Origin of the sequence: Maritalea myrionectae DSM 19524 (genome assembly GCF_000423365.1) — a bacterium.
GTDB lineage: Bacteria > Pseudomonadota > Alphaproteobacteria > Rhizobiales > Devosiaceae > Maritalea > Maritalea myrionectae.
The window spans coordinates 263381-280995 of record NZ_AUHV01000005.1; the positions used below are offsets into that span (position 1 = coordinate 263381).

Annotated in this window: 17 protein-coding genes; 1 reads left to right on the top strand and 16 read right to left on the bottom strand. The window is 53.5% G+C overall.

The features are described from left to right. Window positions 1-25: 25 nt before the first annotated feature. Genes infB through rimP form a run of 4 tightly spaced genes read right to left on the bottom strand, consistent with a single transcriptional unit; the run spans window position 26 to window position 5593 of the window. Entirely contained in the window at window positions 26-2656 is a 2631-nt protein-coding gene (gene infB, locus G549_RS0115205) for a translation initiation factor IF-2 (protein ID WP_027835745.1), read from the bottom strand. Between the two features lie 11 nt (window positions 2657-2667). Continuing rightward, window positions 2668-3381, bottom strand: coding sequence for an RNA-binding protein (locus G549_RS20580; RefSeq protein WP_084634210.1), 714 nt, complete (start codon window positions 3379-3381; stop codon window positions 2668-2670). Next, window positions 3314-4936 carry a transcription termination factor NusA gene (gene nusA, locus G549_RS0115215; RefSeq protein WP_027835746.1) on the bottom strand — a complete coding sequence of 541 codons (1623 nt, stop codon included), beginning with the start codon at window positions 4934-4936 and terminating at the stop codon, window positions 3314-3316. Before nusA ends, G549_RS20580 begins: the two co-directional genes overlap by 68 nt. A 27-nt stretch (window positions 4937-4963) precedes the next feature. Then, window positions 4964-5593 carry a ribosome maturation factor RimP gene (rimP, locus tag G549_RS20585; protein WP_051213924.1) on the bottom strand — a complete coding sequence of 210 codons (630 nt, stop codon included), beginning with the start codon at window positions 5591-5593 and terminating at the stop codon, window positions 4964-4966. A gap of 218 nt (window positions 5594-5811) precedes the next feature. Here rimP and G549_RS20590 point away from each other — a divergent pair, with 218 nt between their 5' ends. Further along, the gene (locus G549_RS20590; RefSeq protein ID WP_036223037.1) at window positions 5812-6669 is read left to right on the top strand and encodes a DUF6544 family protein; all 858 of its coding nucleotides are present in this window, start codon (window positions 5812-5814) and stop codon (window positions 6667-6669) included. 3 nt (window positions 6670-6672) lie between these two features. Here the strand turns inward: G549_RS20590 and trmB are convergent, their stop codons facing one another. The 12 genes from trmB to tsaB form a co-directional block, all read right to left on the bottom strand. Continuing rightward, complete coding sequence (gene trmB / locus G549_RS0115240; protein ID WP_027835748.1) at window positions 6673-7386, bottom strand: tRNA (guanosine(46)-N7)-methyltransferase TrmB; 714 nt, start codon at window positions 7384-7386, stop codon at window positions 6673-6675. A gap of 19 nt (window positions 7387-7405) precedes the next feature. Next, window positions 7406-8575: a methionine adenosyltransferase gene (gene metK / locus G549_RS0115245; protein WP_027835749.1), complete on the bottom strand. Its 1170-nt coding sequence runs from the start codon at window positions 8573-8575 to the stop codon at window positions 7406-7408. 141 nt (window positions 8576-8716) lie between these two features. Further along, entirely contained in the window at window positions 8717-9148 is a 432-nt protein-coding gene (locus tag G549_RS21535; RefSeq protein WP_051213926.1) for a helix-turn-helix domain-containing protein, read from the bottom strand. Beyond that, complete coding sequence (gene lnt, locus G549_RS0115255; protein ID WP_027835750.1) at window positions 9149-10768, bottom strand: apolipoprotein N-acyltransferase; 1620 nt, start codon at window positions 10766-10768, stop codon at window positions 9149-9151. It lies immediately after the preceding gene. Window positions 10769-10883: 115 nt separating this feature from the next. Continuing rightward, window positions 10884-12002: a hemolysin family protein gene (locus G549_RS20600; RefSeq protein WP_051213930.1), complete on the bottom strand. Its 1119-nt coding sequence runs from the start codon at window positions 12000-12002 to the stop codon at window positions 10884-10886. A gap of 62 nt (window positions 12003-12064) precedes the next feature. Then, window positions 12065-12550 (bottom strand): rRNA maturation RNase YbeY, encoded by a 486-nt coding sequence (gene ybeY, locus G549_RS0115270; protein WP_027835751.1) that lies wholly within the window; start codon window positions 12548-12550, stop codon window positions 12065-12067. 6 nt (window positions 12551-12556) lie between these two features. Continuing rightward, window positions 12557-13573, bottom strand: a complete 1017-nt coding sequence (locus G549_RS0115275) for a PhoH family protein (protein ID WP_027835752.1) — start codon at window positions 13571-13573, stop codon at window positions 12557-12559. Window positions 13574-13633: 60 nt separating this feature from the next. Further along, window positions 13634-14971 carry a tRNA (N6-isopentenyl adenosine(37)-C2)-methylthiotransferase MiaB gene (gene miaB, locus G549_RS0115280; RefSeq protein ID WP_036223041.1) on the bottom strand — a complete coding sequence of 446 codons (1338 nt, stop codon included), beginning with the start codon at window positions 14969-14971 and terminating at the stop codon, window positions 13634-13636. A gap of 110 nt (window positions 14972-15081) precedes the next feature. Beyond that, a complete protein-coding gene (locus G549_RS0115285; protein ID WP_027835754.1) occupies window positions 15082-15882 on the bottom strand; it encodes a lysophospholipid acyltransferase family protein in 801 nt (266 codons plus the stop codon). A 14-nt stretch (window positions 15883-15896) separates the two neighbouring features. After that, window positions 15897-16358 (bottom strand): Fur family transcriptional regulator, encoded by a 462-nt coding sequence (locus G549_RS0115290; protein WP_027835755.1) that lies wholly within the window; start codon window positions 16356-16358, stop codon window positions 15897-15899. A 28-nt stretch (window positions 16359-16386) separates the two neighbouring features. Then, window positions 16387-16872 (bottom strand): ribosomal protein S18-alanine N-acetyltransferase, encoded by a 486-nt coding sequence (rimI, locus tag G549_RS20605; RefSeq protein WP_051213934.1) that lies wholly within the window; start codon window positions 16870-16872, stop codon window positions 16387-16389. Further along, window positions 16869-17564 (bottom strand): tRNA (adenosine(37)-N6)-threonylcarbamoyltransferase complex dimerization subunit type 1 TsaB, encoded by a 696-nt coding sequence (tsaB, locus tag G549_RS0115300; protein WP_027835756.1) that lies wholly within the window; start codon window positions 17562-17564, stop codon window positions 16869-16871. Before tsaB ends, rimI begins: the two co-directional genes overlap by 4 nt. Between the last annotated feature and the right edge of the window lie 51 nt (window positions 17565-17615).

Here is a 17615-nt window from a genome sequence, read left to right on the forward strand (position 1 = left end):
CATGTTCATAAAGTAATTGAGCCGCCTAAAGCGTCCGCTCAATCTCTTCCACGCGGTAACATTCAATCACGTCGCCGGCGCGCATATCTTCATATTTTTCAAATGCCATACCGCACTCCTGGCCCGCATTCACCTCTTTGACTTCGTCTTTGAAGCGCTTGAGGGTGGAGAGCTTGCCTTCGTGGATCACCACATCGTCGCGGATCAAACGCACACCTGCGCCACGCTCCACGATGCCATCGGTAACGCGACAACCAGCCACACGGCCCACTTTGGTGATGTTGAACACCTCAAGGATTTCCGCATTACCGATGAAGGTTTCACGCACCTCAGGTGACAACAGACCAGACATGGCCGCTTTCACATCGTCCACGAGATCGTAGATGATGTTGTAATAGCGGATTTCGACGCCTTCGCGGGCAGCTGCTTCGCGTGCCTGCTTGTTGGCCCGCACGTTAAAGCCGATCACGATGGCTTTTGATGCCGCTGCCAAGGTCACATCTGATTCGGTGATACCACCAACGCCACCAATCAACACTTGGGCTGACACTTCGTCAGTGGCCAATTTGTCGAGGGCGCCGTTAATCGCTTCAACAGAACCTTGCACATCGCCTTTAATGACCAATGGAATTTTGGCCATATCTTCGGTTTTGAGCTGGCTCATCATTTGTTCAAGCGATGTCACGCCACCAGCAGCAGATTTTTCACGCTGCTTGCGCTGACGATATTCGGTGATTTCACGCGCTTTGGCTTCGTGTTCCACCGCGCCCATCAAATCGCCTGCGTCCGGCACGCCGGTAAAGCCCAAAATCTCCACTGGAGTCGATGGACCCGCGGTTTTGATTTGCTCGCCCTTATCGTTGATCAAGGCCCGCACTTTCGCCCATTGAGCGCCCGCAACAATGATGTCGCCCACGGCCAGTTCGCCGTTTTGTACCAACACGGTTGCAACGGCACCACGGCCTTTGTCGAGCTTGGCTTCCACCACAATCCCGCGCGCACGGCCCTTAGGATTGGCTTTGAGTTCCAAGATTTCAGATTGCAGGATAATCGCGTCGAGAATGCCTTCAAGGTTCTGCTTTTTCATTGCAGACACTTCAACATCCAAGATTTCGCCGCCCATGCTTTCCACAAACACTTCGTGTTGCAGCAATTCGTTGCGCACGCGGTTTGGGTCAGCTTCTGGCTTGTCCATCTTGTTGATCGCCACGATGATCGGCACTTCGGCCGCTTTTGCGTGTTTGATCGATTCAATGGTTTGCGGCATAACACCATCGTCCGCCGCAACAACCAAAACGGCAATATCGGTGGCTTGCGCCCCGCGTGCCCGCATGGCGGTAAAGGCTTCGTGGCCCGGCGTATCCAGGAATGTGATTTCCCGGCCATCGCGGTTTACCTGATAGGCGCCGATATGCTGGGTGATGCCCCCGGCTTCACCAGAAACCACATTGGCTTCCCGGATCGCGTCCAGAAGCGAAGTTTTACCATGGTCAACGTGGCCCATGATGGTCACAACCGGTGCACGTGGCTCCAAATCTTCAGGGTTTTGCTCGGTGTCTTCGCCAAACAAGCCTTCTTCCACGTCAGATTCCGCCACCCGTTTCACTGTGTGGCCCAATTCTGCCGCAATCAGTTCGGCGGTGTCTGCATCCAACACATCGTTGATGGTGGCCATCTGGCCCTGTTGCATCAACAATTTGATCACATCAACGGCGCGTTCCGCCATCCGGTTGGCCAATTCCTGAACGGTAATAGCCTCTGGAATGGTTACCTCACGTGCGATCTTCTCTTTTGCTTTTTGCGGACCGCGACCCTTTTGCTTCTCACGACGACGCTTCATCGCAGCCAGAGATGGCCCACGATCACGTTCGCTATCACCGGAAAGCGCTGTGGTTACAGTCAAGCGTGTTTTACGACGATCATCCGCGGCTGGCTTTTTCGAAGGTTGTGGCCGCGCAGCCCGTTTGGCGCGCTCCAGCTCTTCTTCATTGACCAAGCTCTTATTGCGTGGGCCGTCATGCTTGTTGCCGCCACCTTTGCGGTTTGGATCAGCCGCAGGTGCGTTGGCAACAGGATCAGCTTTGGCCTCAACAGGTGCCTCCGCTTTGCCTTTTGGCTTGTCCGCTTCTTTTTTGCGCTCAGCTTCTTCACGTGCAACGCGTTCGGCTTCAAGACGCTCTTCTTCTTCAATCCGGCGCCGTTCAGCTTCCTCACGCTCTTGTTTGCGGCGTGCATCTTCTTCAGCGCGGCGACGCGCAGCTTCTTGTGCCTGACGCGCTTCATCATCCGCACGGGCCGCGGCTTCGCGCAATGCGCGTTCGCGCGCAGCAGATTCTGAACTTGTCAGCCCTTGCTGTGCTGGCGGACGACCACCACCTTGCTGGGGACGACGGTTTTGAGGCCGCTGTCCGGGCTTCTTGCCGCCACCTTGCTGTGGACGATTTTCACCTTGGGCTGGCCCACCTTGCTGGGGCCGCGCACGATTGGCGCCCGCTGCTGGCGGGTTAATCCGGCGGTTGCGTGTTTCCACCACGACGGTCCTGGACGACCGTGTGCCACCTGGCCGTGCGCCGCCACCGGGCGCACCTTTAAGCGTTAGGGTCTTTTTGCCCCCGCCACCAGGTGTTGCATCTGATCCGTTGTCCTTATCACTCATATATCCGTCACTCACCCATTGTTCTCAGCCATAAATCGATCCAATTGATGGTACCGATCCAAAGCAGATTTTGTTGCGGCGCCGCCTACCAGCGCTGCATGTATCACATTTTTGCCGCCCAATGCCAAACTCAATTGTTCGGCATTTAATAAATCAATTTGCGGCACCTCACCTTCCAGCTCCAAAGCGCGTAGAAGTTGGGTCATTTTTTTCCGCCCATCCATGCTGCCATCACTGGCAGCGATCAAAGCGTCAATCTTACCCTTTTCGATTGCGGAGCGTACTTTGGCATAGCCGGTGACCAAATGGCCGCCTTTCATGGCTAGTCCGAGTGCGCCCAACAATCGCTTTTCCAAATGCGCCTGGGTGATCTCCACCAAATTATCAGGCACATTTACTTGTGCTTTTAAGGCGCGGGCAAAGGCGTTTTTCGCCACCGCCTGCGCCAAAATTTGTCTATTTGCAGCCACCCATACGCCACGTCCGCCTGCTTTTCCAGCAATATCGGGTAAAATCTCACCATTTGGGCCCAGTGCAAACCGAATAAGATCGGCTTTGGGTAAGGATTCGCGGGTCACACAACAGGTGCGCAAATTCTTATTCACTTTTTCGCCCATGGTGTGTTCACCTTGTGGCATTAGGGGTGTTTCCAGCGTCTTACTCCTCTTGCGCTTCTGCGTCATCCGCTGTTTCAGCTTCTTCGTCCAGGTCTTGGGTGTCGCCATCAAGCTCTTCTTGAGTGATCCAACCCACCTTGACGCGTGCGAACATGATCATGTCCTCAGCTTCTTCACGGCTTACAGGGAAATCTTTGAAAACGCCGTCAAAAAATTTGACTTCGCCATTTTCACGCTCTTTCCAGCCCACCAAATCATCAGGTGTGTAGCCGGCAAAATCTTCGACCGTTTTCACGCCATCTTCGCCCAACGCCACCAACATGGCTGCGTTCAGACCGTCAATTTCGTAAAGCTCGTCTTGGACGCCCAATTCGGTCCGCTTTTGATCGCGTTCCCGCTCGGCCTGTTCCAAAAACTCTGACGCACGGGCCTGAATTTCGGCTGCCGTTTCTTCGTCAAAACCTTCAATCGAAGAAATCTCGATTGGCTCAACATAAGCCACTTCTTCCAAAGACGCAAAGCCTTCTGATGCCAAAAGCTGTGCCACCATCTCATCAACGTTCATGGCATTCATGAACAAATCAGAGCGTTCGGTGAATTCTTTCTGGCGACGTTCGCTTTCTTCCTGCTCGGTGAGGATATCAATATCCCAGCCGGTCAATTGCGAAGCCAAGCGCACATTTTGCCCGCGACGGCCAATCGCCAAAGACAATTGCTCATCTGGCACCACAACTTCAACACGCTCAACTTGCTCATCGAGCACCACTTTCACCACTTCAGCGGGCTGAAGGGCAGACACCACCAAATCGGCAATGCTGTCGGTCCATGGGATAATGTCGATCTTTTCGCCTTGCAACTCGTTGACAACGGCTTGCACACGCGACCCGCGCATACCCACACAGGCACCAACAGGATCAATGGACGAATCGTTTGATGTCACCGCAATTTTCGCACGCGAACCTGGATCACGGGCGATGGAGCGGATATTGATTACGCCATCATAGATTTCAGGCACTTCCTGGGTGAACAATTTCGCCATGAATTGCGGGTGTGTCCGAGACAAGAAGATTTGTGGCCCGCGCTGCTCTTGGCGCACATCGTGAATATAAGCACGCACACGGTCGCCATAGCGGAATGTTTCGCGAGGGATCAGTTCATCGCGACGGATAATCGCTTCGCCACGGCCCAGATCGACAATCACATTGCCATATTCAACACGCTTGACGGACCCATTGATGATCTCGCCGATGCGGTCTTTATATTCTTCATACATGCGCTCGCGTTCAGCATCGCGCACTTTTTGCACGATCACCTGCTTGGCAGACTGCGCTGCAATCCGGCCAAATTCGATGGGCGGCAATGGCTCGGTGACATAGTCACCCAGTTGCGCTGCATCGTTGCGGTTGCGGGCATCTTCAAGGCTGATTTGGCGGCTATATTCTTCAACCGTTTCCACCACTTCCAACAGGCGCCACATTTTCAGTTCGCCCGTTGATGGATTGATTTCCGCCTTCACCTCAGTCTCAGCGCCATAGCGCGAGCGAGCTGCTTTTTGAATGGCATCCTGCATTGCTTCAATCACGATCATCCGATCGATTGATTTTTCGCGCGCAACCGCGTCGGCAATTTGTAGCAATTCAAGCCGGTTTGCACTGACAGCCATTAGTTTGTCTCCTTAAGAGGCATCAAATTAAGCTTCATCTGTCCCATCCTTATCGTGGTCAGCTTCATCAATTTCCGTTTCCACATCAGGACTATCCAGCGGGCTTGCCGCTTCCTGACGGGCACGTGCTTCATCAAGCAATTTGTCGGTCATGATCAATTTGGCTTCCGCCAAATCTTCAATATTCAGGGCCCAAACAGGTTCTTCACCCTTGGGCATATCCGGAATATGGATCAAAATTTTGTTCTCTTCGGTGCCTTGCAAGATGCCGCGAAACTTTTTGCGGCCATTTTGCAATTGGGCCAATTCAACCTTGGCTTCGTGGCCGGCCCAAAGTTCAAAATCTGAAAGGCGCACCAATGGGCGATCAACGCCGGGGGAAGACACTTCCAAGTGGTAGGCCCGCTCAATGGGTTCTTCCGCATCCAGAATAGGCGAAATCTCGCGAGAGAATTTTTCGCAATCCTGGATGGTGAAATCACCTTGTGCGTTTTCCGCCATGATCTGCAGGGTGCAGCCATTGTCGCCGGTGACGCGCACGCGCACCAAACGATAGCCCATATCTTCAGCCACAGGCGCAAGGATTGCCCAAACCCGCTCTTCGACGGGACCGGTGCGGCCATAGGCTGTTTCATTTAAGTCCAAAAGCTGTTTCATGGGACCCTAATATTAAAAAAGAGCGGGACCGGCTGGACCCACTCTCACATTTTCAACTGTGATTTTGAGGTCTTTATAGTCCGAATCTCGCCCGTTCGCAACCCATTTGCGCGTTTGTGGGGTATGCCTCGACAAAATTGCACCGCGGCAAACACACTTGATGCGGATCAAGGCCTGGACCGACACGCGCGTTAGGATCGATCAACGAGGAAATACATATGTCGTTTAAGCTCATCTATATTTGGTTTTTGCCGCCCTTGGTGCTGGTCTTGGCTGCCGGCACGCTTTACGCCCTCAACGTGGCTGACAAGTGGCAATTGCAACGCATTAATTCAAGTGCACAAGTCATGGCCACACCAACTGTCGAACAGTATGATCCGCAAATGGTGGCCGATCTGCCCAAGGCTGCGCAGCGATATTTCGCCTTTTCGATCCAACCCGGGACCAAGTTACAAACAAGGGTACGCCTTCAAATGCAGGGTGAGCTTGGCTTGGGGGACAATGACACGCCCAACTATTTTGCATTCACGGCGCGTCAAATCATCGTTCCGGAGAAGGGTTTTACATGGGCGTTGCGCTCGAAGGGCTTTCCCATGGTGATTGGGGGCAGCGATGTCATGTGGGGCGACCAATCTTGGACGCGTTTCTGGCTTTATGGTTTGGTGCCTGTTGCGCGCGAAGGTGGCACTAAAGATCATTTTCGGGCGGCAGAAGGGCGTTATTTGATTGAGTTGGCGGCGTGGTCGCCTGCTGCCTTGTTGCCGCAATATGGCGTGGAATGGGAAGAGATCGACACCAATAAGGCTCGTGCTTGGGTAACCACATCAACGGGCCGCCATGGCATTGAGATCAGCATTGATGAGCGCGGCGCCCCAACTGCTTACAAGATTGAGCGATGGAGCAATGCCAATCCGGCAGGCCAATTTCAATATCAGCCTTTTGGCGGCACGCCAGAGCGTTTTGTCGATATTGATGGGATGCAGATTGCGCAAAAGGTGATCGTGGGCAACCATTTCGGCACCCCCGACTATTTTCCGTTTTTTAAAGCCGAGCTGACAAAGATTGAATTCTTTTGAGGTCTATTTGCGGTAGAAACTGAAATAGAATGAGGCGCGACCTTCGCGCTTCGCCTTTTGCTCATAGCGAGTGGGTTCCCAATCGGCCCACGGCGTGCGCCATTCACTGGCGGCTTTCGGGTGCCAATGAAAATCGTCAATGCGCACTATATGGGCCAACACCCAAGTGGCGTAATCCTCAATATCGGTGGCCACACGGAACTCCGCGCCTGGCTTTAGAATGCGCGCCAACTGTCCCAATGTCACCGGATTAATAAAGCGGCGTTTATGATGCTTCTTTTTCGGCCATGGGTCTGGGTAAAGCAGATAGGCACCCGACACCGCATTGTCCGGCAGCGCCCGCAAAAGATGCAGCGCATCTTCGCGGTAAAGCCGCACATTTTCCAAGGCTTGACGATCAATGTAAGAGAGCATTTTGCCGACACCGCCCATAAAGGGTTCGCAGCCAATATAGTTGTTTTCCGGATGAGTCTGCGCGTGGCGGGCCAAATGCTCACCGCCGCCATAGCCAATTTCCAAAAACAGCGGCGCCTGAGCGCGGTCACCAAAAAGCCTATTGAGGTCTGGCTGACCTTTTTCAACGTCGATCTCAATATGCGGCAATAGCTCCTCCACCAGCTTTTGCTGGGTGGAATAGAGCTTATGGCTAGAACGGCGGCCAAAAAAGGCGCGACGTTCCGCTTCCAAGCCAAACTCGTTTTTGGTTTTTTCAGTCATGCCCGGCGATGTAGCGCCTTTAAGTGAGTTCGGCCAGAATTTTTTCGGCCAAATCGGTGCGCTCCCATGAAAAACCACCATCCGCATCGGGTTGGCGGCCAAAATGACCGTAAGACGCGGTGCGTTCAAAGATCGGCTTGTTCAGCTCCAACGCTTCGCGAATGCCGCGCGGCGACAGGTTCATCACCTTATTGAGCACCACTGCCAGCTTATCTTCTTCAACTTTGCCCGTACCAAAAAGGTCAACAAAAATTGACAATGGCTTCGAAACGCCAATGGCATAGGACAATTGGATCACGCATTTGTCGGCCAAGCCAGCGGCGACCACGTTTTTCGCCAAATAGCGCGCGGCATAAGCGGCCGAACGGTCGACCTTGGTGGGGTCTTTGCCAGAAAATGCACCACCACCATGCGGCGCGGCGCCGCCATACGTATCCACAATGATTTTGCGTCCTGTCAGGCCCGCATCGCCATCGGGGCCACCAATCACAAATTCGCCTGTGGGGTTCACATAAAACTCGTCCTCAGGGCACATCCAGCCTTGGGGCAACGCGTCCATCACATAGGGCCGCACGATCTTGCGCACATCATCTTGGGTCAAGCCGCGCTCATGCTGGGTGGACAAAACGATTGAGGTCGTGCCCATGGGCACGCCATTTTCATAGCGCAAGGTGACTTGGCTTTTGGCATCGGGCCGCAATTGCGGGACATCGCCATTGTGGCGCGCATCGGCCAAAGACCGCAAAATCTTATGGGCAAATAGGATAGGCGCCGGCATCAGTTCTTCGGTTTCATTGGTGGCAAACCCAAACATGATGCCCTGGTCACCAGCGCCCTCGTCCTTATTGCCAGCAGCGTCAACGCCTTGGGCAATTTCGGGCGATTGCTCATGCACATAGCAATCCACTTGTGCGTTTTGCCAATGGAAGCCCTCTTGTTCGTAACCGATATTTTTGATGCATTCGCGGGCAATTGCCTCCATGCGATCCGCATCCATCGTTTTCGGTCCGCGTGTTTCCCCAGCCAGCACCACTCGGTTGGTCGTGGCCAATGTTTCCACAGCGACACGCGAATAGGGATCTTCTCGCAAAAATCCATCCAAAATCGCGTCCGAAATACGGTCGCAAATCTTGTCTGGATGGCCTTCAGAAACTGATTCGGAGGTAAATAGATATGAAGAAGACGCCACGCGCACAACCTTTCGTCTAATAACTCAGTGTCTTACCTTTAAGGCAAAACAGTTGCCAAACCCTAAGCACTCACTTTGGGTCACCTTCTTAAAGGTTGGTCTTCTGTTATGCAACAAGGATATAAAGAAAACGTTATATCGTCAGCGTCGTCGACTTTTGGCCATCGGCGAAATATTGCCATCTCCATTTTTGGCCATTTGCTCGGCCAATTGCACCAACGTGTCACGGGCGTGATCGCTATTGATCAGGTCATAGGCTTTGAGCAAACGGATGCGCTCATCTGCCGGGCTGCCAATAAAGCTATCCTGCCCGTCCTCAGCAAAGCCGTTGGCTTCACTTTCCTGATAAAAGCGGCCCGGGTCGACACCCAAAATTCTGGCCAGAACGGCCAGTCGAGAAGCGGGCACACGGTTGGTGCCCGTTTCATATTTTTGAATCTGTTGATATGTCACACCCGCTGCGTCTGCGAGTTTTTTCATCGACATGCTGAGTTCTTTCCGCCGTTGCCGCAAAAAAGCGCCAACTTGTGCGTCGATCGCATGTGGTTGCCGGGGGGGTGGTGTTTGTCCCAACTAAGTCTCCCATGTGTGGCGCCAGCGATTTCGCAATAAAACGGCAAATATAGATGCGCCAAGAATAATATAAAAAACGAGGTAATTGTATTGTGAAAACAATGTATACTCAAGGGGGTATGGTATTTGTACGATAAGTTGATCGGGCGTATTCGGCGGCAATTGTGCGTTGATACGACCGATGGAGTCTGTCACCAGCGTGTAGCCCGTGTTGGCGACCCGCACCAGCGGCAAACCTTGCTCAACCGCCCGCACGCGCGCATGGTGTGCATGTTGAGCGGGACCAATCGTGCCTTGGAACCACGCATCATTGGTCAGGTTCAAAATCCATTCTGCGTTGGCTGTTTTTTCGCCAAGGGCGCCAGAAAAAATAACTTCATAGCAAATCAGTGGCAAAAGCGACGGGGTGTTTTGCGGCGCAAAGGCCAACCCTGTTTCCTTGCCCTTCACAAAACTATCTGCAGCCGCCACAAACTTGCGCAAGCCCAATTGGGTTAATAGCGGCTTGAGCGGCAAATATTCGCCGAAAGGCACCAGACGCTGTTTGTCGTAGGAGGCGATGATTTCACCCTCATCATTAATCGCCAATATGGCATTAAAGACATCGCCGCCCGCCTCGGAAAATCCGCCAAAATCATAATTGCGCCGCGCCGCGCCGGTGATCAACAATGTGTCCTTTGGCAACATGCGGGCAATGCGGGCCAAGGCTTCGGGCTCTTCAGCCACGTAAAAAGGAAATGCACTTTCGGGCCAAATTAGATGGGTGGTGCCGATCAGGCCAGGGTCGTTGGCGTCAATTCGGGTTTGGGACAAGCCTAATAAGGAATTGAATATCGCGTCTCTATATTGCGGGTCCCATTTTTGATTTTGCGGAATATTGGGTTGCACCAATCGCAACCGCATTTCTGGCCGCATTTCAAATGTCGGCTGATGATAGCGCCACGCGCCCAGCCCAGCCATTACGGTCAGTGCCACGAGGCTCAACACGGGCAAATATTTTGCCCGATCCTGCGCCAAGGGCGAAAACCACAGGGCAAAGCTGGCCCCAATCAACAGCGCGAAAAAGCTTAGCCCATGCACCCCGAAAAAAGCCGCTGATTGCATCAAATAGGGATGTGCGGTCAGCACATAGCCGGGCACATTGAAGGGCAACCCGGTCAAGACGATCCCGCGCAAAAACTCAAACAGGGCGATAAAGGCCGCTAGGGCGAAGATGCGCTGGGCGTAGTCAGACCAGAGCAAATGCGCGGCAGCGGTGGCCAAACCCCAAAATAGGGCAAGAAACGCGGGCAGTCCCAAAACCCCCAATGGGAGCGCCCACAAAAACAGATCGCCATCGATAAAGAAGGCTGCACCAAGCCAATGCAACCCCACGGCGAAATAGCCAAAGCCAAACGTCCATCCAGTCCAAAATGCCGGGCCGAAGAGCCTGCGCCAACCAGATTGAAACTCAACCCCATCGAGAAACCACACCAACGCCGCGATGCCGAAAAAGAATAGCGGTAGAATATTGAACGGGGGCAGCGCCAATGCCGCCAACGCCCCCGCACTAAACAGGGCCGCGTAGCGCTTTGGCCCGTGGGACAACATACACCAATCGGCAATCGCGCTTAGTCTCACGACGCATTCCCTTCCCTATGGCCACAGCCAAATGGGCCATTTGCATGGCCAGTCTTGCTTTAATTTGCGGGCAAGTGAATCCTGATTTGGCGCCAACTTCAATGGCGAAAATGGCCTAACCTGCGGCAGAGGCCTTTTCTTTTTCCGGATCGTTGCTGGCTTCGGGGGTTTTGGACCGCCGCGCGCGCGTTGCGTCAATATGCTGGGTGGTCGTTGCATATTCGCCCATGGTGGTGCTCCGACCACGCCCTCTAAGGCCGCGACGACGACGAGTGATCTTGATTTTCTTCACACGCCGGGGGTCGGCCTGCAAGATTTCGAATTCAAAACCACGCACTTTGGCAATCACTTCGCCGCGCACCGGCACGCGATCCACCAGATTGATGATCAATCCGCCAAGTGTGTCCACTTCGTTAGCCGCTTCGCCGGGTTGGAAATTTGGGCCCAATTCTTCAGCCAAATCTTCCAGCTCCACCCGCGCGTCGGCAATCACCGTATTTTCATCTACGCGCCGAACATGGCTGACTTCGGCTTCATCATGTTCATCTTCAATGTCGCCCACAACCGCTTCGAGCAAATCTTCGATGGTCACCAAACCATCCGTGCCGCCATATTCATCCACAACGATGGCCATGTGCACGCGGGTGGTCTGCATGCGTTGCAGCAAAGTCGCCACAGGCATAGAGGGGGGCACAAACAGCACGTCGCGCACCATTTTGCGTTGTTTGGAAATCTGCGTGCGCAAAAGTGGGCTTTTCAGCTTTTCCGGTTGATCCGGCTTTTCAGCTTCATTTTGCGGCTCGGCAAGAGACAAAAGCAAATCCTTAATATGGATCATGCCGATAATGTTATCGAGATTGTCGCCATAGATGGGCAGGCGCGAGTGACCCGCTTCGCGGAAACGCGCGATCAAATAGGACATAGACGCATTGTCTTCACACGCTTCAATATCGGCGCGCGGCACCATCACATCTTCCACGCGCGTGTGCGCCAAATTCAAGACATTCTGAATCAGCGCTTTTTCACCGGCGGAAAAGGCGCCATCGCCTTCGGTGTGGTTATTATCATCCAGCGCGACTTGCAAATCTTCGCGCAACGACGGGGCTTTGCCAGTGAGCTTGGCGCGCAAACGCGCCCAGAATGAACGGGGGACTTCTTCGGTGTGAGAAGTATGGTCGCCATTTTGGCGATGCGGCCGATCCGCCGCGGCGATAGATTGATCTTTGTCGTTCATGTCGATCGGCTTTAAAAAGCCGTTTTATCTCCGTCCTTGTGGCCCATACAATTTACGGCCAATTATTGTTCAACTATGTCGGCATAGGGGTCGGCAATGTCAAGTCGCGCCAGGATTTTACGCTCCGCTGCTTCCATTTCCTCTGCCTCACGATCCGTCAAATGATCGTAGCCTAGAATATGCAAGAAGCCATGCACAAGCAAATGGGCGAAATGATGGTGGAATTGCTTATGTTCCGCCTCGGCCTCTTTTTGCACAGTTTCAAAGGCAAAAGAGATGTCGCCCAACATGCCTTCAATGGCCTCATCTGGCTCAATTTGCGGAAAAGACAGCACATTGGTGCTTTGCTCTTTTGCGCGCCAGTCGGTGTTCAGCTTTTGCTGCTCTTCGTCATTTGTCAGCAGCAGGGAAAGCTCCGCGGGCCCTTCTGCTTCAAGCGCCAATGTGTTCAAAACCGTGGCCACAATTGCGTCGACATCGTCTGCGAAATGTTCGGGCCACCGCTCGTCATTCCGCAAAATATCGATCTCGATATTATGGTTCGCCATCTGGCGCTACGCCTCGTCGTCTTGTGATTTGCCATCATAAGCGCGGATGATCCGTGCCACCAGCTCATGGCGCACCACGTCTTTATCGCTAAAGCGGGTGATTTGAATGCCTTTGACGCCATTGAGCAAATCCAACGCCTCAACCAGGCCGGACCGCACGCCACGAGGCAGGTCGATCTGGCTCGGGTCGCCCGTGATGATCATTTTTGAATTTTCGCCCAAACGGGTCAAAAACATCTTCATTTGCTGGGTGGTGGTGTTTTGGGCTTCGTCCAAAATCACAACGGCGTTCGACAAGGTGCGGCCCCGCATAAAGGCCAAAGGTGCCACCTCAATGGTTTGGCTTTCCAAACAACGTTCCACGATTTCAGGCTGCATCATATCGTATAGAGCGTCATAGAGCGGGCGCAGATAGGGATCGACCTTTTCCTTCAAATCACCGGGCAAAAAGCCCAAATGCTCGCCCGCTTCCACAGCAGGGCGCGACAGGATAATGCGGTTGATCTCCCCACGCTCCAGCAAGGTGGCTGCATAGGCCACGGCCAAATAAGTCTTGCCGGTGCCCGCAGGCCCGACGCCAAACACCAATTCCTGCCGATCCATGGCGCGGATATAGCCATCCTGCGCCGGCGAGCGGGCAACAATGGTCGATTTTCGGGTGGCGATTTGCGCCATGCGCACGCGGCCCCGTTTTTCAAATGTGGGCAGCGTCAATTGGCTATCTTCAGTCAAAATCATGCGGATGACCCCGTCCACCTCACCAGGGGTGACGGCCTGACCCTTCTCCAGCATTTCATAAAGCGTTTCCAGGGTGCGACGGGCTTGATCTACGGCCACATTGCTGCCGGACAAAAACACATGATTGCCGCGCGAAATGGTTTGGATGCCCAGTTTTTGTTCGATCAGCGCAAGATTTTGGTCAAATTCACCATAAAGCTGGGATACCAGCCGGTTATCTTCAAAAGCAAGTTCCACGTCATTGGTGGTGTTTTGCTGGCCCTCAGGCGACCAAGTTTTTGTCAATCAGCGCTCCTGTCGAATCAAGTTTAAGCCCTATCCTAACTATACGTATTATTGGGATTATTATGTGACAATCTTACCAAAGAGTGAAAATTTGCCCGTATCATGCATAGAAACTTGCTGAATTGTGCCAATTAGAGACAAATCTGCATCAACTTGTACCGGTTGCAGATAGGGCGAGCGCCCCACGATCTGCCCCTCATCGCGGCCTTTTTTCTCAAAAAGCACAGGGAATGTCTGGCCAACACAGGATTGGTTGAACTCTTTTTGCTGGGCGTTGAGCAATTCTTGCAAGCGCTGCAACCGCTCATATTTCACGTCTTCGGGCACTTGCTCGTCCATCTCGGCGCCCGGGGTGCCGGGGCGGGTAGAATATTTGAACGAATAGGCCGCGGCGTAATGCACGTCTTTCACCAATTGCATGGTGGCTTCAAAATCTTCTTCCGTCTCGCCGGGGAAGCCGACAATGAAGTCGCCTGATAGCGCCAAGTCGGGCCGCGCTGTGCGAATGCGATCGATCAAATCCATATATTCTTTCGCCGTGTGCTGACGGTTCATGCTCTTCAAAATTTTGTCAGACCCGGCCTGAACCGGCAAATGCAGATAAGGCATCAGCATATCAAGGTCACGGTGCGCCTCGATCAAAGCGTCATCCATGTCGCGCGGATGCGACGTGGTGTAGCGCAGTCGATCCAGCCCCTTAATATCGGCCAAGCGATAGATCAGGTCAGCCAGCCCCTTGCTGTTCCCCATTTCGTCGAGCCCGTGATAAGCGTTCACATTCTGGCCCAACAGGGTAATTTCCTTCACCCCGCCATCCACGAGGTTTTGCGCCTCGGCGACCACTTGCGCGATGGGGCGCGAAACTTCAGCGCCACGGGTATAAGGCACCACGCAGAAAGAACAGAATTTGTCGCAGCCTTCCTGCACCGTCAGAAATGAGGTCAGGCCACGCGCAATGGTGGTTTCCCTTTTGGCTTTGGGCAAATGCTCAAACTTGTCTTCGGCGGGGAAATCGGTTTCCACCACTTTTTCATTGGCGGCGCGGCCCACCAATTCAGGCAGCTTGTGATAGGATTGCGGGCCAAACACCAAATCGACAACCGGCGCGCGGCGCATAATTTCTTCGCCTTCGGCTTGTGCCACGCAACCGGCGATGCCGATCATCATTTTCTTGCCCTTGGCTTCTTGTGATTTGCGCAAAATGCGCAGGCGGCCCAGCTCTGAATAGACCTTTTCAGCCGCCTTTTCGCGGATATGACAGGTGTTGAGCACCACAAGATCAGCATCGTTGATCTCGGTGGTGGCTTCATAGCCAGATGCGGCCAGCGCGTCGCTCATGCGATCGCTGTCATACACATTCATCTGGCAGCCATAGGTTTTGATAAAGAGCTTTTTCATCGCAGACACAATAATTCACCACATTCGGGAAGTTCAGGAGCGAGTTGTTACACCATATTTGCCCGGCTGCAAACCACCGTCCGTGTGACCAATTTTCAACTGTTGTAAAATTAGCCCTTATGGGCCTTGGGCAACGGCAAACCCCGGTTCAGCGCCACCAGCATTTCGCACACCTGCGCGTGGGCTTGCTGGGTAATTTTTTTGCGGTCCATCGTGCCATCAATGAGCATGGGTTCGCCAAACATGATCGAAACCGATTTTGTGCCGGAAAGCAAAATGTCGCTCATATTGTCGGTTAGCCCCATATCCCCAACCCATGCGATCTTTGTGCGTTCAGCGCGGGAAATGGGCAGCCCATTCAACTTGGTATAGGCAATGCACATGGGCTGAATGTAGATTTCCGTAGCATCACCGGCTTTCATAGCGGCTTGGGTTGCCCCGACAAGTGCCGAGCGGAACGGCAGCACATGGCTGCCAATGTCGGATGTGCCTTCAGCAAAGAGCACAACGCCGCGCCCTTCATTCATGCGGTCGCTCATTTCAGTGACCACGCGGCCCGTATCGGTTTTACGGGTGCGGTCTACAAAGATGGTTTTTTGCAATTTTGCCAATGTGCTGACGATGGGCCATCGCCCCACTTCAGCCTTTGCCACAAAGCTAATCGGCACAATGCTGCCGATGGCGGGAATATCCATCCATGAAATATGGTTGGAGAGCAAAAGCGTTGGTTTGCTTGCCGCGGGGGCGCCAATTTGGGTGACCTTGATGCCCAGATAGGTGCACACCACCTTGTGCGCTAGCATCGGCACCGCGTGCCAAAATGGAAGTTTCACCCACAGGATGATCTTTTGAACAATGCCCAGCACCAGCAGGATGGGCACCACCACCAGGGCGAATATTAGCGTGCGCATGATCATAGAATTGTTCAGTCTTCCTGAGTTGGCTCTTTTTCAGCCGGGTCATTGAGGGGCACGCCATAAAGCTCCAAGCGATGATCGACCAGCTTGTAGCCCAGTTTGCGGGCAATCACTTCTTGAATGGCTTCAATTTCTTCATTGCGAAATTCAATCACCCGACCTGAACGCACATCGATCAGATGGTCATGATGTTCATCGGGAATCGGTTCGAACCGGGCGCGGCCATCTTTAAAATCATGTTTGGCCACCAATCCCGCTTCTTCAAATAGATTGACGGTGCGATATACGGTTGAGAGCGAAATCCGCTCATCTATTCTGGAGGCGCGGCGATAGAGCTCTTCCACGTCGGGGTGGTCGGTGGCGCCTTCGAGCACCCGCGCGATCACGCGGCGTTGTTCGGTCATGCGCATGCCAGATTTTTCACACATGGTTTCAAGATGACTGACGCTATCGTGGCCGTTATCGCTCATTGAAACCTCTTAGAATTTGCAAACAGTGTTATTCGGCGTAGCCGAGATCGGCGCGCATGACAAGTGCAGTGGCCGTATGACCATCGGGCCGTGGGTAGTAACCTTGGCGGGTGCCAACTTGTTGAAACCCATAGCTGGCATAGAGTTTATTGGCGGCCTGGTTGTCTTCATCCACCTCCAAAAACATCTTGGTGACCGGGGAATAATAAAGATCCTGCCACATGGCCTTCATTAAGGCGTTGGCCAGTTTTTTGCCCCGAAACCGCTTGCCCACAACGATGGTCAATAATTCGCATTCATCTTGCTGCAGCCGCAACATTGAAAAGCCTGCAATCTTGCGGTTTTTGTCACACGCGATGTAGATCGGGGTGTCTTTATTGCCAATATAGGCGACAAAGTCCTGCACCGACCAGCCGCGGAAAAAGCCTTCTGCGTGCAGTTTGGCCAACTGCTCTGCATCCTGGCTTTCTGCCATTTCAATATGCAGCCCGATGGGCGCTGACCAAACTTTCATGATCCCGTCGCCTCCCGCGCTATCGATTTTCCTGTTTGTGGCTTGGCATCCGCCGACCGGACATAAAGGGGTTCCGGCGCATAGGCGCCCTGATCATCCAACAAGGCCCCATAGCGGGCCAAACGGGCAATATCGAGCCACTCTGGTGCCGCTTCATCGCCTTTGGCATCGCAATGCGCCTGCGCGAATGTGGCCCCGGTGCCCAGCACCAAATCGGTGGGGCCGATATGATCGCCAAGGTCTGCATTTTCCACCAATTTTGGTGCGCCATTGGCCACACCGGGGGCGGAGAAATTTTGCAAATAGTGCTGGTCGCGGCGGGCATCAAACACCACCTTATGGGGCGTTTGTGGCGGGGCGGACAAGGACATGGCTTCAAGGGTGGACACACCAAAAACGGGTGTGTTCAGCGCAACACCGAACCCGCGTGCAGCGGCCAGCCCGACGCGCAGACCGGTAAAGGAGCCGGGGCCTGTGGTCACCACAAAACGTTCAATCTGTTTGATCGAGAGGTCGGCCAGCGCCAAAAGCTCGTCCACCATGCTGATGATACGTTCAGCATGACCACGACTGCGCGGCTCGATAATTTGATGCAGTTCACCATTGGCGCACACAATCGCACCCTGACAATATTGATGCGCTGTATCCAGCGCTAAAATGACAGGGTGTTGGGGGCGAAGCTCATGTTCCATAGGCAAATGGTTTGTCGATTCCCCGCCCGCAAATCAAGTTAAAAAATGTGC